Consider the following 26,441-nt stretch of genomic DNA (forward strand, 5'->3'; position numbering starts at 1 on the left):
AAAGCTAAGAATGGAAAATTTTAATTGAAAATTATTTTATGCTAACATTGATAATAAATCACATTTTATCTTAAATGATATGCTTAAATAATTGAGTATATTTTTACCTCAAGAAAATTGAATTGTCCAATTTAATTTATTAATCGGCTTGTAAAAAAAGGGAATAAAATCCAGCTCCTCATCAGCTTATAAATGTCTGATCTTAGTTCTTACCAATCATTTCAGTATCCTTATATTTAACTTCCATTTGGTGTAATTCCTCTTTTAATTTATTTTGTATTTGTTTATAATTAGGCTCGTTATAAACATTATGTAATTCATTCTTATCTTTCAAGAGATCATATAATTCCCACTCTTTATTTTCATAAAACCAAATAAGCTTATACCTATCGGTTCTTACGCCAACATGTTTGGCCACATTGTGCTCCCCTCCCGAATCATAATAATGATAATACACAGCTTTTCTCCAGGAAGCCGGATGTTCACCTTTCAACAATGGCAGTATACTTTCTCCCTGCATAGCTGATGGAATATTTACTTTTGCAGCATCGAGCAAAGTCTCTGAAATATCTAAATTCATTACCAGGTCTTTATTCACAGAACCTGGTTTTACCACGCCTGGCCATCTAATGATAAGAGGGGTTTTAAACGATTGTTCATACATAAACCTTTTATCAAACCAGCCATGCTCGCCGAGGTAAAACCCCTGGTCCGATGAATAGATGACGATGGTGTTTTTATCTAATCCATTTTGTTTCAGATAAGCGTTTAATCTTCCCACGTTATCATCAACCGACTGAATACAACTCAGATAATCTTTGATAAATCGTTCGTATTTCCAAATCGCCAGCTGTTTACCTTTTAGATTACTTCTTCGGAAGGCATCATTCTTGGGTGTGTAGGCATCTTCAAATTCTTTTTGCTCGTCAGGGGTTAAGCGGTCAAATATGGCTTTCCAATATTTATCCAATCTTTGATAGGGTTCTTCCACATTAAAATTCTCTTTCAGGTCATAATTGGGAGATAACCATTGATCAATTCTCATTTTTTGCTCATGTGCCGCTCTTGTACGGGTACTATAATCATCAAAATAAGTAGATGGAACTGGAATATTTTTATTATCGAACTCGTGAAGATATTTTAGCGGTGGCATCCATTGACGGTGTGGTGCTTTATTCCATATCAGCACACAAAATGGACGGGAAGTGTCTCGTGTGTTCAGCCAATTCAAGGCAAAATCCATAGTCAGGTCAGTAACATATCCTTCCACCCTACCCTTAACGCCATTATTAATAAAGTCGGGATTATAGTAATCTCCCTGTCCCGGAAGGACATTCCAGTAATCGAAGCCGGTTGGATCAGATATAAGGTGCCATTTACCTATAATCGCAGTTTGATATCCCGCATTGTGCAAAAGCTTTGGAAAAGTAACTTGTGAGCCATCAAAGACTAAGTCACGATTTCCCTGGATGCCATTAATATGACTGTATTTTCCTGTAATGAAAGAAGCACGACTGGGGGCACACAACGAATTATCAACAAATGCATTAGTGAATAACATACCCTCTTGAGCTAATTTATCTATGTTGGGGGTATGATTTAATCCAAATCCGTAAGAACTGATTGCCTGGTAAGCATGGTCATCACTTAAAACGAAAACGATATTCGGACGCTTTTGGGCATTAATCGTGGAAGAAAATAAAAATGCGACTAATAATAATGGGTTTCTCATAATCAGTATTAGGGTTAAATTAGAAAAGTTAAATTTTATGTCTAAAACAGGTGATCAAATATTTGCCTCAATCTTGATTCACAAATTGACAAGTTAAACACGGGCCCAACCATTTCCTTTTCAAAATTAGGTTTTCAGGGCTCTCCTGACTAATCCTAAAATATCCATATGTTTACAATAATTATCTTTTTTTATAGATGTCTATTCTCCCTTAACCTGAACTGTAGAATAAAAACCCCTTTCCATTAGCCATCAATAATGTTCGCATTTTCAACGGATTTGTGAGCTAAAGTAATAATAACCTCCCAATCTTAATCTTGCATAGAATTCGTTCGTAGCCCATTACGAAATTTATTCAATCGCCTTTTTAAGTTCATTATATCGCTCTTTTAATCGAATTAATTTCTTTTTATACCTTGTATCATTCGCCAAATTCGTTGTTTCATGAGGATCATGTTTTATATCAAACAACTCCTCATAGTTGTGTTCAATATATTTCATATATTTAAAATTCTTTGTTACTACTCCCTCTTCTTTTGGAATTCCAGGACTACCAACGAAATAATGCTGATAAAAGAAATCTTTCCGTTCCGGTATTTTATTTTCCACAACATCGATAAGATTTACGCCTTGCATATTTTTTGGAATAGGAAGACCCGCTAACGAAAGGATAGTTGGAGCAATATCAATATTCAATGCTATTTGTTGTGGCTTTATCTGTTTAATTTTATCAGGTAATAAAGGATCGTAAATAAAGAGAGGCACCCTGATTGATTCCTCATATCCATACCATTTCCCCTCCATACCATGCTCACCCAGGAACATCCCATTGTCTCCCATCAATATGATAATAGTATTTTCAGCAATACCTAATTGATCTAACTTTTTGATCATATCACCAACTACATCATCCACTCCCGTTATGAGGCGATAATAGTTTTTTACATTTTTCTGATACAATTCCGGAGTTCCGAATAGCCCCTTCCACCTTGCTCTTGCAAAATTACTGTCTGTTCTGAAAAAATCGGGAAAGTGATTCCAATACTCGGGTTTTGCCGTTACCGGTTCCGGGATAGTAACATTTTTATAATAATCTTTATATTTTGGTTGGATGATATATATAGGCGGATCACCATCTTCCTCATGTGGCGCCTTAAAACTTATTGAAAGACAAAACGGTTTATCAAGATCGGAATGATCTAAAAATTCTTGAATGGCATTGCTCACTGTATCCGTATTATGAATTTTTCGGCCATTTTTACCTTTAATTACATACGCCGGAGCGATATTACGCCAAAAATCAAAAAGCTGACCTGGTGGATGATGTCCTACGCCAAACTTCCCTATGAAACCAATCTTATAACCGGATTCCTTTAATAGAATAGGATAGGTCGTCGAAAAGGCTTCTGCATTCAGGTCGGTTTTGAAGTCACTTATCTTATGACGAGATTGATACTGACCGGTCAAAATACTGGCCCGGCTAACGGCACAAATTGAAGTTGTTACATATGCGTTCTGGAACAGAATTCCTGCTGTCGCAAGTTTATCTAGATTTGGAGTTCTGATGATCGGATTGCCCATTGCTCCCAAAGCATCCCATCGCTGGTCATCTGTCAGTATAAATATGATATTGGGCCTTCGGTTATTTTTCCTAGGTGTAATTCCTCCTGATTCAATATTTTTTTGCCCGAATAAATTCAACGATATTGTCAGTACGCACAATAAAAACACACACAATTGTATTTTGTTTTGCCGGCTCATTCTTTTGTATTTTAAAATGTCAAGCATTTATTTTACCGGGGTTTTTCGTATTTAACATCTATTCCAGAATGTATTTTCTGAAGCACTTTAAAAAAAACTCATAAATTTTTTGAGATTCTTTAATTCATAAGCACAGTTCGTGGTGCCCAACAATTGATTTTCATTCCACACGATACTAACTGGATACCAAAAAAAATGTTGCTGGACTTCGCATTTCTCAAAATTTAAATAACGAACGACCTGAGACAAACCCCTTTTAAAAATTGAAAATTCTTGGCATACAATATAATAGATTTATTCGTTCAAAGATGTGGTGTACATGATCTTGGATAATATTGGTAAACTATTGATTAAAAAATGAACTGTTTTGGACATCCTTTGATATACTTTTGTAATAGACGAAGTTTAATAATTGGAAACGAGGATTGCTAACATTGAGAAAAAGACGCTCACTTTTTAGAATGAATAAAATGAAATATGGCTTCGATCTTAGGCTAATTGCTTATTTATGATATCAACAAAAAGAAATAGCCCCTATTACCCAGTAATATCTCAATTGTTTTATCCAAAAAAATCATAAAATATTTCATCTTTGATCAGCCAATTAGTGAAAGTTTTTTTTTCAGCAGCAACCGTCTCCTGATCTAAATAGCCCTTGAAGTTTTGCATTTGAAAAGGGATGCTATAATAACAACAATATTGTTTTAAAAGATTGGGTGTATGCGAACAAAGTTTATATAAGACTTTAAGATATTTTAGTCGGGATGTACTTGTAGTTAAGAAAAAAACAGGAATTACTGGCACAATATGGTTGTTATGAAACCATAATGCCGACAAAATATTTGTTTTTTAGGGGTTTCATGTAATAAAAAAACGTCTTATGATACAAATCTATTGAGAGCAAGTTGTGGACTAGTTAATGAAGAATAAAATTGTCACTGCAATCAAAAAGCTACTTAACTTTTAAAAAGATGAAAAGGGGAAATATTACGCTCATAGTGATGCTGGCTTTTTTTGGCGGGGGCATTATGCTGATAGAGCAATGTACGACCAATAGCGGGAAAACAAATGATCAAAAGGTAAATAGCTATGTGGGTGACCAGGCATGTAAAAGTTGTCATGCAAGCCAATATAAAGATTGGCTATCGTCCGACCATTTTAAAGCCATGCAAGTAGCCAATGATTCAACAGTTGAAGGTGACTTTAATAATACGTCCTATTCTGCAGACGGTATTACCAGCAAATTTTTTAAAAAAGGTGAAAAATATTTTATCAATACACAGGGAAATGATAACAAGTATCACGATTATGAAATAAAATATACGTTTGGTTATTATCCGCTTCAACAATACCTGATTTCATTTCCCGGAGAGAAATTGCAGGTTACAAGGCAAAGCTGGGATTCAAAGAATAAAAAATGGTTTCATCAATATGCAGGTCAGAAAATCCCTTCACACGACTGGCTGCATTGGACAGGCAATGCCCAAAACTGGAATACCATGTGTGCTGCCTGCCACAGCACCAACCTGCAGAAAAATTACGATTATGAAAATAATACGTATCATACCACCTACAGCGTGATGACGGTAAGTTGCGAAAGTTGTCATGGTCCAGGTCAATTGCATATCGATTATATAAAAAGCGACGGCTATAAGAATGGGAAAAAGGTAAAGAATTCCTGCCTGCAAATGACAAAATCCGGTGACCACTTAACCCAAATTAACACTTGCTCCCCGTGCCACTCACGCAGATCAGAAGTTAGTGCCGATAAGCCAGTATCATCAGAGTTCCTTGATAACTATATACCTCAGATCCCTACGAAAGAATTTTACTATGCCGATGGACAGGCAAAAGATGAAGATTATGTTTACACCTCCTTTTTAGAAAGTAAAATGTATAGCCGTGGCGTGGAATGTAGCAATTGCCACAACCCGCATTCCGGCAAAGTTTTGTATACAAACAACGCATTATGCCTGCAATGCCATGCCAAAACTTATGATGATATTTCGCATACTTTTCACCAGACAGGAACAATAGGGGCAGAATGCAAAAGCTGCCACATGCCTTCAAAGATTTACATGGGTAATGATCTCAGGTACGACCATACTTTCCGCATTCCCCGGCCTGATCTATCGGTAAAATACGGCACTCCGAATGCCTGCAATAATTGTCACAAAGATAAGTCAGCAACATGGACAGCCAATGCAATTACTAAATGGTATGGCCCTAACCGAACCTATCATTTTGCCGAAGATCTGATTCCGGCGAGTAAAGAAGATGCCAATAGCGAAGGCCACATTATGCGCTTATTAAATGACACAGCTACACCCGCTATTATAAAGGCAACTGCCCTGTATTATCTAAAAAATATAAACACCAATAACAGTTCTCAAACATTAATAAAAAGCCTTAAGGATAAAAATGCACAGATCCGGTATGAGGCTTTACGAAGCCTTGCCGATTTTCCTGCACAAGTATGGATGGATGCAACCGGCCCTGCCCTCACTGATAATGTCAGGGCAGTTCGCATTGCCGCAGCAGATTTATTTATTACTATCCCCTCCAGCCAGATACCCCCGGCTTACTATACTGCTTTTACCAAGGCAAGAAATGAATTGGAAAAGTATACTTTATACCAAACAGATTTTGCAACGGGAGATGCGTTGGCGGGAGATTATTATTTAAAGCTCAATGACTATTACAATGCCGAAAAGTTTTACCTGCTGGGTTTGAAAAAAGATACTGCCCTGAATTATGCCCGTTTGAATTTATCAGTACTATATAATATAAAAGGTGAAAACAATAAAGCCTTAACAGTATTACAGGACGCTTTATTGACGGATCCAAAAAACGATCGTATTTATTTCAACATGGCGTTACTCTACAATGAAATGAAGGATCCAACGAAAGCGGAAGAATGCCTTTCAAAGGCAGTAGCATTAAAAACACAAAACCCCAGAGTGTATTACAATTATGGGTTGCTGTTGGAGCAGAATAATAAAATAAAACAAGCAGTAATTATGTTTGTTAAAGGATTGGAATTTTCACCATTAGACGCAGATATTAATTATGCACTATGTATTTTATACATGCAGTCCAATCAAATAAATAAAGCCACGCCATATGCACTAGTATTAAAGAAATATTATTCCGGTAATCCCGATTATGATAAAGTCATTCAAGAACTTGGGCTTTGATTGAAATATCCTATCCGGTTATCTAATTCGCGAATAAAATAAAGAATTCAATAATCATAAAATCAGATTAATCTGAAAGTACCAGAACTTGATCAATTTTTTGCGCTAAACACACTTAAATGAAAAAATTATTTATCATTGGTTGTATTTTATTACTAAATATTGCTTCAATCGGACAATCCGCAAACCTGCTGACCTTCGAAGGTTCACAAGGCCCTGGATATGGAAAGCATATCGTTTTTATCTGTGGCGATGAGGAATACCGTTCGGAAGAAGGCTTGCCTATGATGGCAGAAATACTTTCTCGAAAATACGGTTTCAACTGTACCGTACTGTTCTCTATCGATCCTGCAACAGGCAATATTGATCCGAATAATCTAGCGAACATTCCTGGCCTTGAAAGTCTTGAAAGTGCAGATCTGATGTTCATGCTGATTCGTTTCAGGGAATTGCCTGATGAACAAATGAAATATATCGATGAGTATGTTGAGTCGGGTAAACCCATTGTTGCCCTTCGTACCTCCACACACGCTTTCAATTATAAACGAAATCTAAAAAGCCCTTACGCCAAATATGATTTCAGAAGCGGGGAATCAGGATGGGTAGATGGATTCGGCCGCAGAATTTTAGGTGAAACATGGATCGACCATCATGGCCTTCATGGAAGCGAAGGAACAAGAGGTTTAATTAACGGCATTGCGCAGAACGAAAAGAATCCTATACTTAACGGGGTAAAAGATATCTGGTGCCCAACAGACGTTTATGAAGTAAGAGAATTACCTGAGGATACAAAAGTGCTCGTTTATGGTCAGTGTACAAAAGGTATGGATGCAAAAGCACCGGTTAACCTGGATAAGTCAATTATGCCTGTTGCCTGGACAAGAACCTTAGTAAATGAAAAAGGAATAAAGCAAAGGGTATTCACCACCACAATGGGAGCAGGAATAGATCTTCAGAATGAAGACCTACGCAGGTTACTGGTAAACGCATCGCTATGGGCTGTTGGATTGGAAAAAATGATACCTCCCTGCGGTGATGTAGAAACGCTGCGGCCTTATCAACCTTCCATGTTTGGTCTTGATAAATTCAAAAAAAACGTTCACCCTGGTGATCTTAAAAATTAATCAATCATTTCTACGTATCAGGTTATTGGAAAAAATTAACTAAGCATAATCAGCTATATAATTTTAAATAGCCGGAAATTCATAAGTAACCAGTTTTTGAATATTGATTCTCGTTCTGCCATCTATGGTTTTCTGCCCTGGAACCCATTTTGGGTAATATTGGTTAATTATTGATTAAAAACGAACTCTTAATGGTCATGCATTAGTATAAATTTGAATTGAAGATTATATCGAGCAAGAACCACGTTAATTGAATTTACAATGAATTCAATTATACGGGCAAACACTTCTAATCATCCAAATTGATATATTCCCATGATAAAAAATTTTATTTTTTTCATCTTGCTATTTTGTCTATGTGTTGAAACTTTTGCTCAGCAGAAAGAAGGCATAGACAATTTTGTCATTTATAAGAAAATCGATAGTACAATTTTGAAAATGGAAGTTTTATACCCTCCTTCAATGGAAAAAGGTAAAAAATACCCTTGCATAGTTTTCTTTTACGGCGGAGGTTGGATTTCCAGAAATGTTAATCAGTTCAAAATCTTCGCAAAACATTTCGTGAAGGAAGGAATGGTTTGTTTTTTAGCAGATTATAGAACTGAATCCAAACAAGGAACGACACCATTTGAATCTTTGAAAGACGCTAAATCGGCAATTAGATTTGTAAGGGAAAATGCTGACAGATTTCACATCAATAAAGATTCTTTAATAGGATCAGGAGGCTCTGCTGGGGGCCAACTGGCTGCTGGAGCTGCGCTGGTTGATGGATATAATGAGTTAACAGATGACCAGTCTGTTAGCTGTATACCAAATGCCCTGATACTTTTCAATCCTGTGATTGATAATGGCCCTGGCGGTTACGGATATGAAAGAATAGGTGAAGCATATAAGAACTTTTCCCCTTTGCATAATATCCATAAAGGAGCTCCCCCAACTATTATTTTCTTGGGGACAAAGGATCATTTGATTCCGGTGGCCACTATGCGGTACTACCAAACTGTGATGAAAAAAGTAGGTAGCCGCTGCGATTTAATTTTGTATGAAGGTGAAGATCACGGTTTTTTTAATAAAAAAGATTTTGTTGACAAAACTCTAATTGAAGCCGATAAATTCTTAATCTCTTTGGGGGTTTTGAGAGAATAAGAAAGCTATTTATTCAATGCTTTGCCACACATCATTCATGATAGTTTTTCTGAATAATTTTATTGAAATAATTTCAAATCATAGGATATGTTAAACAGAAATAAATTAATCAGTACAACAGATGTAAATAAATTTCATCGTATACTGTTGCTTGTCTCATCATTATCTCTAACGCTTATCGGCTATGCGAGCCCAATCAGGAAAGGGAAAAAAATTAATAAAGAATTATCGGTTCAGGCCCTAAGTTGTGAATACCAGAATGATCCTTTGGGACTTGATATGCTTCATCCACGTTTGGGCTGGATTATGAATATTACTACTGATGAACGCGGACAATACCAAACTGCTTTTCGCATTCAGGTTGCAAGTAGCACAGACAAACTCCTTTCGGGCAAACCAGATCTATGGGATAGCAGAAAAGTAGACACTTCTCAATCTAATAATATAATTTACAACGGTAAGACGCTTAGATCTAATATGCGCTGCTACTGGCGTGTGCAAGTGTGGGATAATTATCATCACATGTCAAAATGGAGTCAGATTGCAAATTGGACCATGGGTTTATTAACTGATTCGGACTGGAAAGGAAAATGGATCGAGGATACAAAATCGTTTTCACCAGATGACAGCATCCTTTACGATGACAATCCGGCCCCACTTTTTAGGCGAGAATTTAAGATACAAAAGAAAATAAGCAGGGCCATAATGTACGTGAGCGGTATAGGTTATTATGAAGCTTATCTGAATGGGAAACGGATTGGCAAGAAATTGCTCGACCCGGGTTGGACAGACTATTCCAAAAGAATTTTATATAGTACTTACAACGTTACATCTTATTTAAAGGCAGACGATAATTGCCTCGGAATATCATTAGGGAACGGCTGGTATAACCCATTGCCATTGAAAATGTGGGGACGAATAGACTTAAGAAAAAGTCTATCTGTGGGTAATCCAAAATTCATTATGCAAATGAATATTGAATATTCCGATGGAACAACAGATCAAATTGTTTCTGACAATACCTGGAAGGTGACTTCCGGCCCTGTTATTCGCAACAACATTTATTTGGGAGAAGTATATGATGCACGTAAAGAAATCCCGGGGTGGAATAAAGCTGGTCTGAAAACAGACAATTGGAGGCAAGCAAAATTTGGAAAAACACCTGGTGGTAAATTACGATCCGAACAACAACCTCCAATTGTTGCAGCAGATACAATTTTGCCCATTCAAATTAACAAGACAGAGGACGGGAAATATATCGTGGATTTTGGAAGAAATTTTGGTGGAATAATTAGGTTAAAAATAAGAGGGAGGTCAGGTACAGTTATTAACATCAGGTATGGAGAACTTTTATATCCAAATGGTTCTCTTAATGTAATGACCAGTACTGCAGGCCAGATAAAATCCAAAGGAGAAGGAGGCGTTGGTGCACCGGACACCGCTTATGCCAGGGATATATTTATTTCAGGTGGAACGGGAGAAGAAATATTCCAAACGCATTTTACCTTTCATGGATTTCGGTATGCGGAATTGACGGGTTATCCGGGAATGCTAACAAAGGAAGATATTAAGGGCCTGGTGTTATACTCGAATGTGGCCGATGCGGGCAGTTTTGTATGTTCGGATCCATTCATCAACCAATTACAACAGGTGTGTCGAAACACCTTTAGGAGTAATATATTTAGTGTACAGTCCGACTGCCCGCATAGGGAACGTTTCGGCTATGGAGGAGATATAGTAGCAACATGTGAAGCTTTTATGAATAATTTTGACATGTCAGGTTTTTACGAAAAAACTGTAAATGATTTTTCCGATGCAGCACGTACCGATGGAGGATTGACTGAAACGGCTCCGTTTGTAGGGGTTGCCGGTGATGGCTTGGGTGGAAAATCGGGTCCTGTGGAATGGGGCTCAGTTCTTCCGGTTTTATTAAATCGTCTTTATCAGTATTATGGAGATATTGAATTAATACGGCAGCAATATCAAACAGCAAAAAACTGGGTGGATTTTATGAACCGGCATGCTGATCATGGTATCATAAACATAACAATTGGAGATCACGAAAGTCTTGAGCCGAAAGCGGTCGCTCTGAGCGCAACAGCATTTTTCTATTATAATACAATGTTGCTCACGAAGTTTGCAAAAATGTTGAACAAAAGCGATGACTTTACCAAATATTCTTCCTTAACAGAAATGATAAAGGCTGCATTTATTTCAAGATTTTTTGACCGTTCGACGGGCGATGTCGATATTCATACAGCTGCTGCCCAGGCTTATGCTTTATACTTTAACCTTATTCCTGATGGTTCAGAAGATGCTGTACTGAAAGTTTTGTTGCATGATGTTACTATTGTTAATAAAAATCATATCGCTGCCGGTATATTTGGAACAAAATTTTTACTGGAAGTATTAGGTAAAACAGGAAATAATGATATTGCTTATAGAATGGTAACCCAGAAAACCTTTCCAGGGTGGGGCTATATGCGAGCTAATGGAGCTACCACTCTTTGGGAACATTGGTCATTAAGCGACAACACCTATTCGCACAATCATCCCATGTTTGGCACGGTGAGCGAATGGTTCTACAGGTATTTAGCCGGCATTCGTCCGGCTGAGAAAGCGGCAGGCTATAACCAGATAATAATTCAACCTCAGATAGCTGATTTGCGCTGGGCAAAAGCCTCATATAAATCAATGCTGGGAGAGGTTAGCTCATATTGGAAGAAGACCGGTAAAACATTTACAATGGATATTACTATCCCGGTAAATGCCACCGCCGTGGTTTATATTCCATCCGGGCTGGATGATTTAAAAGAAGGAGGAATTGCTATTTCTGATGCACGTACAATTCATTCTATTGGTAAAGAAAATAACGAATCGGTATTTCAACTTGGATCGGGCAATTACCACTTTTCCGCGTTATTATCTGATGATTAACACGTACGTTTTTACTCATATATTCCCTAAGGCTAAAGAGATTCTCCGAAACGACGAGGCGATTATCTCATTCTTTTAGATCTGCTTCGATTTGCATTCATTTCCCGATTACCGGACTCCATTTAAAAAAGCAAAATCATTTTGCTATTAAGTCAAAAATTTGAAAGGGCTTCAATGAAGACAATAAAACCCTTTCCTGAACTTTTAAAAAGAACTTAACGGTGTTTTGCTCACATTACTTTTCTACTTATATTTTTTCATTTAATTTAAGTTTACTATTCCATATATCCTTTTTTCCATAAATCAATCTTTGCATCATTATTTAGTGGTTTACCCGGGGTACTTCTTCCTTTATCAATATATTGTTCCATCAAGCTCGTAAGCCGTTTCACAATATCCGGATGCTGTAATGCCACATTTAATTTTTCCGAAATATCAGACTTCATATTGTATAGTTGAACCAGCGGTAATCCTTCTTTAAATGCTTCTTTATTCGAAGGGGATTCCCATCCTCCAGATCCGGGACAGAATTCCAATTTCCAGTCGCCTTCTTGTATAGAAAAGTATCCTTCAATTGAGTGATATACTATTGCCGGGCGAATAGATTTTTTTGTTTTATTCAAAAGATATGGCAAAAAACTATAACTATCCTCAGCAACATTCTGTGGCAGCCTTTTCCCTAAAATATTTGCACTTGTAGCCATAAAATCAGTTAATGAAACCAATTTATTACACACAGATCCCGCTTGTATTTTTCCTGGCCAGCGAACTATAAAAGGAATTCTATGACCTCCGTCCCATATATCTGATTTGTATCCCCTGAAAATATAACTTGGAAAATGCCCCAGCTTTTCAACATTGAAATGAGGCAATACATAAGGTGCGAATCCATTGTCACTTCCCAAAAATACAATAGTGTTGTCCGTTATACCGAGGGAATCAAGCGTTTGCATCACCTGTCCAACTGCCCAATCCGTTTCCATAACATAATCTCCGTAATCCGTAACTCCGCTTTTGCCTTTAAAATCCTTGTCAGGAACGATAGGAGTGTGAGGAGAGGGTAGGGCGAGATACAAGAAAAAAAGCTGTTTTTTTGTAAACCCGTTTACGATTACTTCCTTTGCCTTATGAGTGATAGAAGGTACTACATTTTTCGCTTCAAAATCTTTTTCTGCGGGCCCAGGACGCATCCACGTCTTGGTTACAGTAGGGATGCCTAAAGTATGATCGTTTTCTAAAAAAATAAAAGGGGGCATATCAAGAGATGCGCTTATACCATAAAAATAATCAAACCCTAATGTGGTAGGACCATCTTTTACCGGCTTTGAATAATCTATACCCCAGCCATCTTTGAGGGTTGAATCCTTTATAGGCCAGGTTAATCCCAGATGCCATTTGCCTAAGCAAGCTGTATAATACCCATTCTTTTTAAAAAGGGATGCAACAGTCATTCGATTAGCCCCGATTAAGGGTGGTCCAAATCCCCCCATGACCGATCTTTGCAATCTCGAACGCCAAGAATATCTACCCGTCAGGATGCTGTAACGCGAAGGCGTGCATACCGAAGAACTGGAATGAGCATCTGTAAATTTCATACCCTCAGATGCAAGGCGGTCAATATTGGGGGTAGGTATTTTTCCTTCCGGGTTAAATGACTTTACATCACCGTAACCCAAATCATCAGCTAAAATAAAAATGACGTTGGGTTGTAATTTTTCCTGGCAAAAAGTATTTTGAGGAATAAATACATTAGCAAATATGAGCAATAGAGCTCCTATAAAACTACCGCAAGCACGGCTTTTAGGCTTTGTCGTTATTTTGATGATTCTATTGAACACCGCAACATTTTTAAAATATTTAAACCAGTATTTACTGATCAGTTAGATTTATAATAAGTAATTTCTAACCTAAAGAAATCAGATTAGATTTTCAACCGGATTAACCCTACCTCCGAGAAAACTCGAGAAGGTTGTTCTTATTCTTATCATCCAGTTCTCATAATTGTACTAACTATCCTTATCAATTCATTAAGCTGATTTCTCCACAGATATTTGATCAGAATGATTTTTTCGCGAATATGCAATTACTTTCAATTCTTTATTTGCATCGAATCATCATAAAACAAGGTTCCACGTCTCTCTCCGATATTTATTATAGATGACCGAAAAAAGAACTTCATAACGTTTATAACTTATTTTTTCCGATAAATATCAATTTCATAAATGGACCAATTATAAGTTGAATCTTGGCCTGTTTGTGTAATCTTTATAAATTGGGCTTTCTGACTTGGAAAAGTGATATCGGTAATGCCCAGCTTTCCTGTCCCTGAGGCAACAGGATCTCCCCATTCTTTTCCATCCTTCGAAACTGTTACAATGTAATGGTTAGGAGAATCCCAAAGCGCCCAGGTATTATCGAGGACGATGTGATTAAATTTTTGCTTTTTTTTCATGTCAATCATGAACCATTGCCCGGCATATTGTTTGTGGGACATGTCCCGCCATCCCGTCCAATGATCCCCATCAATTGCATTCGCAGCTGACACATCAACGGGAATATTGTCCCCGCTGAAAAGAAAGGTACTATCTTTCACAGAGGCTTTAGCCGTCCATGATTTCTTATTTAGTTTAATTCCATTTACGGAAAGGTTTCTTACAGGTTTCGGTGAATTAATTACCAATGATCCCAGCCCTAAAAAATTCCATTTGCCTGGGGAAACTTTGAATTTAATATTCGCTGCGTCTTCCCCGACCCAGGAAATGCCCTTTATGCCCCCGGTATAAGATCCATTCCAGATATTTGTTCCATTTACTTTTATTGACTTCAGTGACGAGAAAGACCCTTTGGGTATACCCACAATAGCCATTGTGCGTAAAGGAGAATTGAGTTGCAATGAGTACTCAGTGGTAGTTTTTTTCATTTCAACTTTTATTTCGCCCTTAACTGATGGAACTACGACGTTGATCGAATTTAAAAATGCTTCCCTGGGGAAAACATGGTACTCTTCCCATCCGGGTTTCTCCGGTGAAATCCCGGCTATAGACTGGGAAAGTAAAATGACCGGAGGATTCCATCCATGATTTAGTGATGATGCGTCGTCAAACGCATTTCTTCTTGTTGCCCACCAGCGATCATAATGCTCCCATAATGTTGAGAAGCTACAGGGTATCATGGTTTTGTAGCGATCATACATTCTTAATAGGGCATACTCCTGCTTTCCCATCGTACAGAGTGCCTCAAAAATCCACCGATCAAAAAAGCAACTGGCGTTGTTGACTTTTGTGAGGACATTAATATAGATCGTATTCCATTTGGAAGGTTCTGCTAATCCGGCATTTACCGCCATCGCATTTGCCCTGTCATCTGGTGAATTTACCTGTGAAGACATATAATAATTGCCTTTCCAGAATTGTTTATTAAAAGTGGTCTTTATTGTATCAAGTCTTAAATTAATTGCAACGGTATCATCAGCATGACCGGTAAGTAAAGCCATTTTCTTTAACGTCTTCAGGTCGATATACATAAAACAATTTTCAATAACAGCAATATCTTTTATTTCATTTCCCCAATCGAACCACTGATTTTTATTGCCGAATTTATAAGTATTAAAAAGGAAATTTTTGGTCGATTCATAAACAGAACCAATTGATTGAATATCCCCCGTATGCATGTAATAAAACCACAAACCATATTCACCAAGAAACTCAAGTTGCTGTCCCGGATAAAACCCCGCTTTTAAAGGTCGTAGAACAAGATCTTTACATAATGCGTAAGATGAGGTATCGAAAGCGTAAAAGCACTGATCTAATTCCGGAGTCCCATCTCCCCAAAATCCTACTCTCTCTCTGTCAGGACAATCATAAAAATGGTCTCTCATGCATATATAAGCTGTTCTTGCCCCCTTTTTCCAAAGAAGATTATAATCATCGTCGTTGCATTCAAAGGATCCGGCAATTTTTGTATCATATCCCGTTTCACGATATTTTACAGCTTCAACCGTTACCCCCGCAGGTATCGTATAAACTGCACCTTCGCCACTTATCCAATTCTTCGCCTCATAGGTGTTAACACCAGCCTGGGTAGCAACCTCTTCTGTTTTTGTGAGATATAAGACCAACGGATTACTCGAGTTCAGACTTATTTTTTTTCCTTCGGGGCTTTTCAGGCGAATCCAGGGCTGAAACTGGCAATTATAGGGCATTTGGCATACAAGTTTCCAGGACTTGTTTTCAGAATGTGGAAGATCTTTGGATAAATATATATAGTCTTTTAATCCATAATCCTTTATAGAAAATTGTGTGGGCAATTTACCAGATCTATTGGAACCTTGTTGCCCTTTCAGTTGAGAATAAAAAATCAATAGTGGGCAAAAGAAAATGCAAAAAAATAATACCCTAAATTTTGAACACATGATTTTCGATTTTAAATCTATCAAAATCTCGCTATTTAAATCTTTATCTCCTGAGGGGTATTAATGTTCCAAGGAAGGAAAAGATATGTATTTCATAAAAACGTTCCTTCTACGGCCTATGAATACTTGGCCGGGATGCTCATCATTCCCATATTGAATTAGAAAAATTTGCAGGTCCCATCTTGTTTCATGCCGCTTTATAAACCTTATTTATAGGCCTTCACCATTCTCCGTTATTGCTAAATAGAAATCATCAGCTATTTCAGGTCTTGTCTTGATGGCATTATTTATTGTCGTAAGAATCCTTTCTCTTTCAGAACCTATGAGCCTTAAACGTGGCGCTCTTACATATTCACTGCCTAAGCCAGTTTGAGTAGCCGCAAGTTTTATATACTGCGCAAATTTTGAATGGGTATCCAACTCAAGGAGCGGCAAAAACCACCTGTATATATTCAAAGCTTGCTGATACCTGCCGGCTTTCAGCAGTTTATAAAGCGCAACCGTTTCCACAGGAAAAGCATCAACCAGTCCTCCAACCCACCCATCGGCACCCAATGCCAACTCCTCAAAAGCTAGTGTATCAACTCCGCAAAGAATCTTAAATCTGTTTTTGAATTTATTTTTTAGTCTGGTAACATTGGATACATCCCTTGTTGATTCCTTTACTGCCTGAATCGCAGAAATCTTTTCAAGTTGATCGAACATTTCCAAGGTAACCTCAATCTTATAATCATAGGGATTATTGTAAATCATAATCGGTAAAGAAGTATTTGCAGCAATATTTTTAAAATATTCGACTGTTTCTGATTCATCTGCTTTATAACGCATGGGTGGCAAAATCATGAGACCATCGGCACCGTTAATTTCCGCGTTTTGAGCTGCTTTTATAGCTTCCCGCGTTGACTGCTCCGCTATATTTAAGATTACCGGTAATTTTTTTTGTACCAATTCTTTGGCGCAGGTAAGCAGGTCCCTCTTCTCTTCATAAGTTAATGTACTTGACTCACCGAGAGAACCGCCGAGCACTAATCCGTCAATGCCCGCTTCTGTTTGTGCTTCAATATTTCTCTCGAAAATCTTAAAATCAATGTTGTCTGCACTGTCAAAAGGAGTAAGCAATGCGGAATAAATACCTTCCCATTTTAAAGCCTTCATAAAAGTTAGTTTTTATTTATGTTCAAAATTAAACCTCATGATATAAGATAATAATCGTTAAATATCAAGATTTTTACAATTATTACCTTTTTTTGCACCGTTTAACCTGCTTCATATTCAATTTATCTTGCAGCTTTTACCTTACTAATTTCCCGATGACTTTCCTCTTGTCTTGTTACAATGGGCACATATCCTATTTCAAGGCCTTGCGGTGGAGTTACTATCAAACCAGGATCAATCGATACAAGAGATTTCCCATTGCCTGGTGCGGGCATATAATCCCTGTTGATAGTCCAGTTTTTATGCATCTTTTCCATAAGAGATTGCATCGTTGCCTTTACTGAATCGCTCCAGATATTTTTATATTGCTGCAAAGCCGGCTGATCAATAAACCGGTACCAGTAATAAGTAACACGGGAGCCATCTGTGAGATAAGCATAGTATGGCCCGCGTGCCGAACCGGGATTAGTCCATGCGCCGGAGTCAGGCGAAGTATAGATCTTCCCGTTCCTGACAGGAGCAAATTTTTTCTTAACCAAATCTTCCGGGACCTCTCTGGCGGAAACGGCTATACGATTATTGTTTACTTGCTTAAAATATTGGGGTAACGCCCTCGTATTGCTCATCTCTGAATGAAGCCATTTAAGACCAAAAGCGGTTGAATCATCAAACACCGCAGTTTGTACCAACTGATCAAAACCGGTTAAAGGAATCTTTTCGTTTGTCTGGTGGAAATTTAAAGCTGATGCCTTTAGCTTTGCCAAAACACTTGACGAATCTGAAATCAAGAATTCTCCGGAGCATGCAGGCCCGCCTTTTCGCCAATTTTCCACGGCATCGGCCAATGCTTTGCTGGAATAATATCTTACATCTTGTATAAGAAGAGTCTTATTGTTATCATCCACCGGATATAGAAATTCCGGTATCCTGGAATAGCTTGTTCCCTTGGAATCTTTCATTTCAAAATACGGCACGGTATTTATTTCCTGAGCTCCACCGCCGGATCGCCCGCCACGGCTATCGAGACCACGGTTATAATCGAAGGAATAATTAGCTGATATCTTGCTCCATGATTCGGGAATGATAAAGGCTACAGGTCCTTTAAAATTTGAAAGGGCGAAAAAAAGAGTCCAGTACTGGTTGCCAGTGGGAGGGGTTTCTTTTTTTACATCGGAAAAGGGCAGAGCCATCCAGGAATAACCAAACAATTCACCGTTGGGATGTCCTTTAAAAGTAATTCCGTCGGGTGGAATAAGCAAACGATTGCTAAGTTGAGCAACTCCCATTTGACTATCCGGTGTTGCGGTAGTACTGTTTCCCCAACCGGGGGATATTAGGTAATTACCGGAGTAACAATCGGGAACGCCTACGATCTGGAATTTGGGAGAAGTGTATCCGGAGCGAAACTGAGTACTACCCCAAATGCCTAAGCCGCCCTCTATCGTCTGAAAAACATCCTTGAATGTGGGGCCACGCCTTTCGCCCCAGTTTTCTCTGGCATAAGATCCCGGCGGGCATAAAGGTTGAGTTAGATCATCGGAATTATCGGGGGTGATCCACGTGGAAGCGAGGCCGATCTGAAAATTGGCAATAGGTTCCGGCAGCATCGGATACACCGCTGAATAAAAACCGATACCGGACGCATAGCCCGCTGGCTGAGGAGATGTACGGAAGGAAATGTAACCCATCAAACCGCTATTATTTATTTCCCCGTTTGAATTATCATCATTAGTGCTAATCTTTGAGACGTTCCCAGCCTTATCATGATTCAATAAATTTATCATGGCATGGCCCGCTGCGTTTCCCATTAAGAAATAAGTACCGGCATTCCGGTTGTAGTGATGTATTTCTCTTGCCGGGGATCGCAGGCTATCTTTCCAAAATGGCCTGCTATCCACTAATGCGACATTGCCGGAAAATTGCGGATCGGCAGCCGCATCGGCCTGTGCTTTCACGATGAACCTTTGAACATTGCTCATCCATTTATCTGGCGTTGGTCGAAAACCTCCCTGACCACAATTGATTAAAACAAAGGGCAATTGGGGAGACTGAAGATCGTGACGAACATCTTTGATAAAATGAATCATGTTAGTTTTATATTGCTTAAACAAACTAGAGTCTCCTGCGTCATTCCATCCCTGGTTCCAGACAAAGCCGGTAAGTTCATAACCTTGTCCTTTATATTCCGGAAACTCACCTGGCAGATTATTCAAAGCCGTGTGTATATCTTCAATCATTCTATTATAATACGATCCCTTTGTTCCCCCCGAACCTGGAGGACGAAAATCGACACCAAGACTTTTACCACCCCACGCTGTTTTTATCAGTAAAACCTGCTCAGGAAAATAATCGCCCATCACATTTCCAAATTGGAATTCAGGTCCGATCTCATTGTCTGAGGCGCCACACCCTGGCGTAAGATCTCCTTTTTTTAAGCCGTCCGTTCTGTCAAATCGTACCCAAACGTCTTTTCGAACTTTCCAATGTCCTTCATTATCTATTATGCTCTTATACAATCCGGAAGTATCATGGCTAACCTCATACTCTAAAGAACCTACAGCCCTTCTGTTTGCATTTGCATATACTTCCCCATGCCCGACCATATTAGATTGACCGGCAAGTATGAAGACTTTTACAGGCTGTTGGGCAAAAGAAATAAGAGGGAAAATGATCGTAGATAAAACTGTTATTGCATAATTATATCTTCGATTTGATTGCTTTTTCATTCGAAATAAGTTTATGATTTATGAGTAGATCAGAAATTGTGCTTAACAGGAGGGCTGATTTAATATTGTTAAATCAAAATAGTTTCCATCCAGGTAAGGCCATCAAGTTCCAAGAATTATTTGCGTTATTTCATCAAATAAAGATTTAGACAATGCACCCACTTTCCAACAGGAAACGGTATCAGTGACCTGGCTGAGTTTTCTCGCACCCATAACAACCCGAGTTGCCTCTTCAACTGAAAAAAGATACCGTTGTGCCAGTTCTGCCAATGGTATTTCGTTTCTTAATGCCAGCGCATTTACACGAACTGCTCTTTCAATGTCTTTCAACGAGATGTTGTCTTCATATCCCTTATTTCCCTGTGCAACAAAATGCTCAAATCGATTTCCCAAAAGACCAAAATGCAATGACGAGGCCGCATAGAAACTAATATGTTGTGGAATCGTTTTGGGCAATATGTCCTCAAAAGCGGAAAGATTGCAGGCATCCATTTTGGTAAAGCTGGAAATAACCTGGAAATATCTATTGTCTATATAAGTTGCAAATAATCCGGATGGATTGCCGCCAATACCAAGCATCTTCGTATATCCTTCTTCCCTGAATGAAAGCAGTGTTTCCAAAATTTCATTGATCCTGTCGATGGGAACCCATTGAGGCTCGTGTAAAAACAAAAGGTCCACGTGGTTAAGCCCCAACAAATCAAGACTGCGCATAAGGCTTTCACGCATTCCCTTTGGCGAATAATCTAACTTGGCATCGAAGGCTGTTTCAGCCTTTAGGCGGCCAACCTTTGTGCTAACAAAAGGCGTTTCGCCCCTCCATTTTGCCAGCGCCTTCCCAAGATACAGTTCAGCTTTGCTGTAAGAGGGCGAGGTGTCAAAACTAAAGATATCATTTTCGAGTGCATAAAGGATACAATCAATGCTTTCCTGCTCCTCTACTTTACCCCAAACACCTCCCAACCCGGATGTGCCGTAGACTAGCCTGCTACCCTCGCCTGGAAAGTTGCTTTTATAAATATCAGGCTTATATGTTGGCGTTAATTCCATTTGAGTGATAGTCTATTATAAATGGTAAAATCTATTTGCGTTCCGGCCAAAAAAGTCATCTTGCTCATCACCAGAAAATTTGTCAAAATAACTTTTTACAATTTCGTAGGTCTCTGCATAGGATGCTGAAAGGGTGCAGACAGGCCAGTCAGATCCATATAAAATTCTTTTTGTTCCAAACAATTCAACTATTGAGTCCATGTAAGGAATAAAATCTTCCGGATTCCAATTGTGCCACGCCGCTTCCGTAACCATTCCTGAAATTTTACAACAGACATTTTGGAGTGACGCGATAGCCGCCAACTGCTTCTTCCAACCGGAAATTTCTTTGTCCCGGATTTTTGGTTTGGCGATATGATCAATTATAAAAGGCTGATCAGGGAATTGCCTGGCCAATTGTAATGTGTTAGTTAAATGAATAGGAGAAATTAAAAGATCATAGGTATAATCGAAATATCTTAGTGCTTTAATACCATGTAAAAAAGCGGGCCGCAACATAAAGTCGACATCAGGCTCGTCATGAATAACATGTCGAAACCCTTTAATTTTTTTCCCGGTACTGTAATAGGAAAGTCTATCGGAAACTGATTTACTTTGCAGGTCAACCCAACCTACTATTCCTTTGATAAGTTCATTTTTTTCTGCCAGCCCTAAAAGGAATTCATTTTCACATTCTGTTTGGCTGGCCTGTACTGCCACCGATCCCTGCACCTGGCATTCTTCAAGTAATACGGCAAGTTCCTGAGGTCCGTAATCTTTCTTTAAAATACCCATTTCTTCGGTCATCCAGTTTTGACGGTCCGGATCGTAATTCCAGAAATGCTGATGGCTATCGATTCGTTCCATAGTTGTTATCATTCATAAATTAAAATTCAACGACGGCTTTAATAACATTGGCATCCGGGTTATACAATTGAAGGAAACTTTCTGTTAAAGAATCAAATTGAAGCCTGTGAGTGACCAGATGACCAATGGTAACATGAACGGAACGCATCAGCCTGATTATCTTTTTAAAATCTTCGGGTAACGCATTCCTCGAAGATTTAAGCGTAATCTCTTTTGCATGAAACAAGGGATCAAAGAATTCCAGGTTACCAATAAATAATCCCACATAAACAATTGTTCCGCCATGAGCTAAATAATCGAAACATTTTTGCATAGAGTTACTGTTTCCGGTGGCATCAATTACTACAGTAGGCTTGTTACCATTGTAAAGGTTGCCGATAGCATTTATTAGGTGTTCATCTGCCACTAAAGTAGTTACGCCCGGATAATTATCTTTTACAAAATTCAATCTGTTTTCATTTGTATCGGCAACTATAAAACTTGCCCCTTTTAAAATGCCCATCGTTATTACAGTAATACCGATAGGCCCGGCTCCCACCACCAACACAATATCGTCAGGTTTTATATTTGCTCTTTCAATAGCATGGCTGCCAATGGCCAGTGGTTCGATCATCGCTGTCTGCTCAGGACTAAGCCCGTTAGTAACAAAGACGTCTTTCGCATCCCGGATAAAATATTCCTGCATAGCGCCATCTTCATGAACTCCCATATAAGATAAACCGCTTCCGCAATTGACCTTTCCGGTTCTTACTGCCTGATCAATTATAGTATTTCGATAGGGCAATACGGTACACAGGTCTCCTTTTTTTAAATTAGTAACCCGATCCCCAAAGGAAATAACCTCGGCTGCAATTTCATGACCGAGAATTCTCGGATAAGTAAAAAAAGGTTGTCTTCCTTTATAAGCGTGGAGATCAGTTCCGCAGATACCCAAACATTTTACCTTTAACAACACTTCATTCGCCTGAGGTTCCCCGGGTGAAGGAACATTAGCATTGGTAAGAAATCCAGGTTCATTTAAAACAACAGCTTTCATTTCAAGAATTTTCAAATGACTTAACAAAATATTTCCCTTTGATTTACTGGGAAACTATATCTGCTTGATCGGTCGTTAAAACAAAGTTTATTTAAATACTGCTATTTCTGCCAACCCCACATTGGTAGTTGTTTTAGAAACGCTTTTTATAATAAATGCCAACCATGTAGCTTTCTTTTCAGGGAACGTTATCTCCTTTGTTACATTACCATTATTTGGTAAAGCAGAAACATTGATAGTAGATCCGTCGCTAAATACCAACATGCCCGATGTGATCTGGTTTTTGAGATCAGGGCGGTCAAAAAGCCATATCTTGGATATTTTTTGAGGTTCTTTCCAGTTCAATCTGATGAAGGCTGTATTCGTTTCGCCATCACTAACCCATTCATTTAATTTGTTCTTAGACTCAGGGTCTACAACGCCATCTACTGCGCCTTCACCAAAATATTGATGTAACTCTGTCATAGGCCGGGCATCCCGCAGCGCGGATGACACCACAACATTTGCCCGAAGACCGATGTTTTTATCACTTTTTATTGGATCAGGTTCTCCCGTTTTCATTTTCATCAAAAGGGCTTGCTCTTGTTTGTTGTCTACCATTTGCACCTGCTGCAAATTCCAGGCATAACGGCTGCCAACCGGGTTAGCTTTGGTAATATCGCCAAAATAATCCTGGCTGAAATTCGCAGAGTAACTAAGCCAAAATGTTTTACCGTCCCGAGCGATAAATTTTGACGGAATGGTCATAAAATATCCCTGCGATCCAAAGTCCTTCATATAGGTGATCAGTTTGTAAGGGCCGGTAACATTATCCGATTCGAGAATATAGGAGTTCATATTTTCTATACCAGGCCATCCGTCGGTTACACACATTAGATATTTATGGAGCGGTTTATCATAAGTAATATTGGTACACCCCATATGATGCATCCATTCCATAACTGGTTTTATATCTAAAATATTATGTGACCACACAGGGTTGCCGTTTTTATCATTGCCAGCGAAAAATTCATAGCTATCCAGGCTATTTATGGTTTCCGGTGAAGGCTTAACTCTGGCCATATAAACTGCATCTCCGGCTATCCAACTATTATTAGCCACACGGGGATACGGATCATCATTAGCGCCTCCATGACCAACAAGATAGGCATAGCCATCAGGAGAATTTTCCAGGTTTTGACCAAAATCAACAAAATGAGGCGTGCCCATCTTGACAAAATTTCCGTTCTTACCCGATTCAGGAAACAAAGGATTGTCAAGAGTATATGGACAGGGTATCCAGGTTTTACCATAGTCTTTGGATATGCGAAATCCTGGCAAAGGGCCACAGATCGCCCAACTATATTTTTTATTATCGGGATTAGGATCGAAGTCGATTCCATAAGTACCATAATACCATATTCCATTGTACACCAGATTAGCACATGGATATCTTCCCTGGTAAGGCAAAGCAGATGCATATTGTAATCCCAGGGAGGATATTTTGAGATGCATAGGATCATCGCCTTCTATTTTCGCATTTCCGGTATTAGCTTTAACTCCGCCGCTGGAATGTGTACTTTCCAGCCCAATCTCTCCATCTGCAAATCCACTGTACATATTACCATCTATGGCCCAGGAAGGATACCACGTGTCTGCATCCGTGTAGCTAACATGGTTTCCAAGAAAAGCAATTGCTGAAAAGTCGTTCGATCTTTTGAAAGGACAATCGTTCGGAATTTCCGGCACCCAAACTCTAGCCAGCCACGGTTTGGGAACATAAGAAATATCCCTCTGTTGCGCTGTCAGATTATTTTGACATAATATGATGAGGAGTATAAACAATACAATCAATTTTCCATTATTCTGTTTACTTTGAATTTCCATTCTTTACGATTTATTTGCTGATAAGTTCACGTTAATCTGAGTTCTTCGATTTCGTCTGCCGTTTTAGCCAAAGGTTTTCCTAACAATTGGCTTCCCTGCGTGGTAATGAGAAAATCTTCTTCAATTCTGATCCCGCTCACGTTTTTAAAATTTTCTAGCCTATCATAATTAATAAAGGATTCGAACTTTTTTTCTGCTGACCATTCATTTATGAGGTCCGGATTAAAATACAATCCAGGCTCTACCGTAATAACAAAACCTTCTTCGAGTTCCTTTCCGAGGCGCAAAGATTTTAGGCCAAATTGCGTACTCTGTTTTATTGATTTATTGTAACCAACATATTGCTCTCCCAGATTTTCCATATCATGGGTATCTAAACCCATCATATGGCCAAGTCCGCAAGGGAAAAAAAGTGCATGTGCTCCCAGGGCAACAGTTTCCTTTATATCTCCTTTCATTAGTCCAAGCTGATGTAATCCTTCAACTAGTTTTTCGCAGGCAAAAAGATGGACATCTCTAAATAATATGCCCGGTTTTAATAATTCAACGGCCGCCTTGTGCGCAGTAAAAACAATGTCGTAAAGCTCCCTTTGAATATTGGTAAATTTTTTACTTACCGGGAAAGTCCGGGTTAGATCACCGGCATAATGCATACCCGTTTCGGCTCCGCAGTCACATAAGACCATGCTACCGTCGCTAAGAACTGATTGGCTATAGCTATTGTGTAATATCTCCCCGTGCATTGTAAGGATAGTAGGGAAAGAAAGATTACCCCCCGCCCCTATAGCAATGCCCTGGATATTTCCTGCAAGTTGGGCTTCTGTCATTCCTTCCTTAGCCATTTTGATAGCTGATAGTTGCATGTCAACGGTTGTATTGACTGCATTGACAATCTCCGCAATTTCTTCGGGAGACTTGTATGATCGTTGATTAACGACAGCATGTATGAGTTCAACAGAAGCCAGATTCGGCATTATCAGGGGCTCAATTCCCAGCAAGTGCTTTAGTGTTGCAACCTGTTCCGGCCGATAGGGCGGCAGAAAATGAATTTTACGCTTTTGCATTAGTGCCACTGCAACTTCAGCATTCAAATGTTTTTTCGTTTTTACCTCAGGGATACCGACCCTATCAGCTATTGACTGCAAAGGTTCCTTATATCCTGTCCAAACCATTTGTTCGGTCGTAAGGTCATCTCCAAATAAAATCTCTTTATCATTGTCAATATCAATTAACGCGGTTAAACCCGGCTGATCAATTCCGAAAAAATATAAAAAAGTACTGTCCTGCCTGAATGGATAAAGATTATCCTTATAGTTCATGCTACTTTCTTCGCTTCCTAATAATAAGATCAGGCCGTTGCCCACCTGTTCTTTTAATATCTTCCTTCGTTTTATATAAATTTCCTTATCAAACATAATGCACTTTCAATTTTCTTTTTACCAAGTTTATTTCCA

At 38.8% G+C, this 26,441-nt stretch carries 15 protein-coding genes; 4 read left to right on the forward strand and 11 right to left on the reverse strand.

Annotation, left to right across the window (positions count from 1 at the left end; translation table 11 throughout):
• Window positions 1-202: 202 nt before the first annotated feature.
• Window positions 203-1,732: a sulfatase family protein gene (locus FW778_RS19505; RefSeq protein ID WP_150416546.1), complete on the reverse strand. Its 1,530-nt coding sequence runs from the start codon at window positions 1,730-1,732 to the stop codon at window positions 203-205.
• A 351-nt stretch (window positions 1,733-2,083) separates the two neighbouring features.
• Window positions 2,084-3,493 (reverse strand): sulfatase family protein, encoded by a 1,410-nt coding sequence (locus tag FW778_RS19510; protein ID WP_202552369.1) that lies wholly within the window; start codon window positions 3,491-3,493, stop codon window positions 2,084-2,086.
• A 971-nt stretch (window positions 3,494-4,464) separates the two neighbouring features.
• On the opposite strand from FW778_RS19510, the gene FW778_RS19515 reads away from it, so the two are divergent.
• From FW778_RS19515 to FW778_RS19530, 4 genes are all read left to right on the forward strand, one after another.
• Window positions 4,465-6,690: a multiheme c-type cytochrome gene (locus FW778_RS19515; protein WP_150416548.1), complete on the forward strand. Its 2,226-nt coding sequence runs from the start codon at window positions 4,465-4,467 to the stop codon at window positions 6,688-6,690.
• Between the two features lie 119 nt (window positions 6,691-6,809).
• The gene (locus FW778_RS19520; RefSeq protein WP_150416549.1) at window positions 6,810-7,814 is read left to right on the forward strand and encodes a ThuA domain-containing protein; all 1,005 of its coding nucleotides are present in this window, start codon (window positions 6,810-6,812) and stop codon (window positions 7,812-7,814) included.
• 315 nt (window positions 7,815-8,129) lie between these two features.
• Window positions 8,130-8,960, forward strand: a complete 831-nt coding sequence (locus FW778_RS19525; RefSeq protein ID WP_202552370.1) for an alpha/beta hydrolase — start codon at window positions 8,130-8,132, stop codon at window positions 8,958-8,960.
• 87 nt (window positions 8,961-9,047) lie between these two features.
• Window positions 9,048-11,897, forward strand: a complete 2,850-nt coding sequence (locus FW778_RS19530) for a family 78 glycoside hydrolase catalytic domain (protein WP_150416550.1) — start codon at window positions 9,048-9,050, stop codon at window positions 11,895-11,897.
• Window positions 11,898-12,172: 275 nt separating this feature from the next.
• On the opposite strand, the gene FW778_RS19535 is transcribed toward FW778_RS19530, so the two are convergent.
• The 9 genes from FW778_RS19535 to FW778_RS19575 all read right to left on the reverse strand — a co-directional run bounded on the left by FW778_RS19535 (window position 12,173) and on the right by FW778_RS19575 (window position 26,402).
• Entirely contained in the window at window positions 12,173-13,735 is a 1,563-nt protein-coding gene (locus FW778_RS19535; protein WP_202552371.1) for a sulfatase family protein, read from the reverse strand.
• Between the two features lie 353 nt (window positions 13,736-14,088).
• Window positions 14,089-16,308 (reverse strand): alpha-L-rhamnosidase-related protein, encoded by a 2,220-nt coding sequence (locus FW778_RS19540; protein WP_150416551.1) that lies wholly within the window; start codon window positions 16,306-16,308, stop codon window positions 14,089-14,091.
• Between the two features lie 210 nt (window positions 16,309-16,518).
• Window positions 16,519-17,463, reverse strand: a complete 945-nt coding sequence (locus FW778_RS19545; RefSeq protein ID WP_150416552.1) for a dihydrodipicolinate synthase family protein — start codon at window positions 17,461-17,463, stop codon at window positions 16,519-16,521.
• Window positions 17,464-17,585: 122 nt separating this feature from the next.
• On the reverse strand, window positions 17,586-20,189 hold the full coding sequence (locus tag FW778_RS19550) for a sialate O-acetylesterase (protein ID WP_150416553.1): 2,604 nt from the start codon (window positions 20,187-20,189) through the stop codon (window positions 17,586-17,588).
• Window positions 20,190-20,291: 102 nt separating this feature from the next.
• Window positions 20,292-21,239 (reverse strand): aldo/keto reductase, encoded by a 948-nt coding sequence (locus FW778_RS19555; protein WP_150416554.1) that lies wholly within the window; start codon window positions 21,237-21,239, stop codon window positions 20,292-20,294.
• Window positions 21,240-21,254: 15 nt separating this feature from the next.
• Window positions 21,255-22,097 carry an amidohydrolase family protein gene (locus FW778_RS19560; RefSeq protein WP_235906479.1) on the reverse strand — a complete coding sequence of 281 codons (843 nt, stop codon included), beginning with the start codon at window positions 22,095-22,097 and terminating at the stop codon, window positions 21,255-21,257.
• A gap of 7 nt (window positions 22,098-22,104) precedes the next feature.
• Window positions 22,105-23,121 carry a zinc-binding alcohol dehydrogenase family protein gene (locus FW778_RS19565; protein WP_150416555.1) on the reverse strand — a complete coding sequence of 339 codons (1,017 nt, stop codon included), beginning with the start codon at window positions 23,119-23,121 and terminating at the stop codon, window positions 22,105-22,107.
• An 87-nt stretch (window positions 23,122-23,208) separates the two neighbouring features.
• Window positions 23,209-24,987 carry a DUF7402 domain-containing protein gene (locus FW778_RS19570; RefSeq protein WP_150416556.1) on the reverse strand — a complete coding sequence of 593 codons (1,779 nt, stop codon included), beginning with the start codon at window positions 24,985-24,987 and terminating at the stop codon, window positions 23,209-23,211.
• Between the two features lie 26 nt (window positions 24,988-25,013).
• Entirely contained in the window at window positions 25,014-26,402 is a 1,389-nt protein-coding gene (locus tag FW778_RS19575; RefSeq protein WP_150416557.1) for an aminopeptidase P family protein, read from the reverse strand.
• Window positions 26,403-26,441: the final 39 nt, after the last annotated feature.

The organism is Ginsengibacter hankyongi (assembly GCF_008710285.1).
Lineage (GTDB): Bacteria > Bacteroidota > Bacteroidia > Chitinophagales > Chitinophagaceae > Ginsengibacter > Ginsengibacter hankyongi.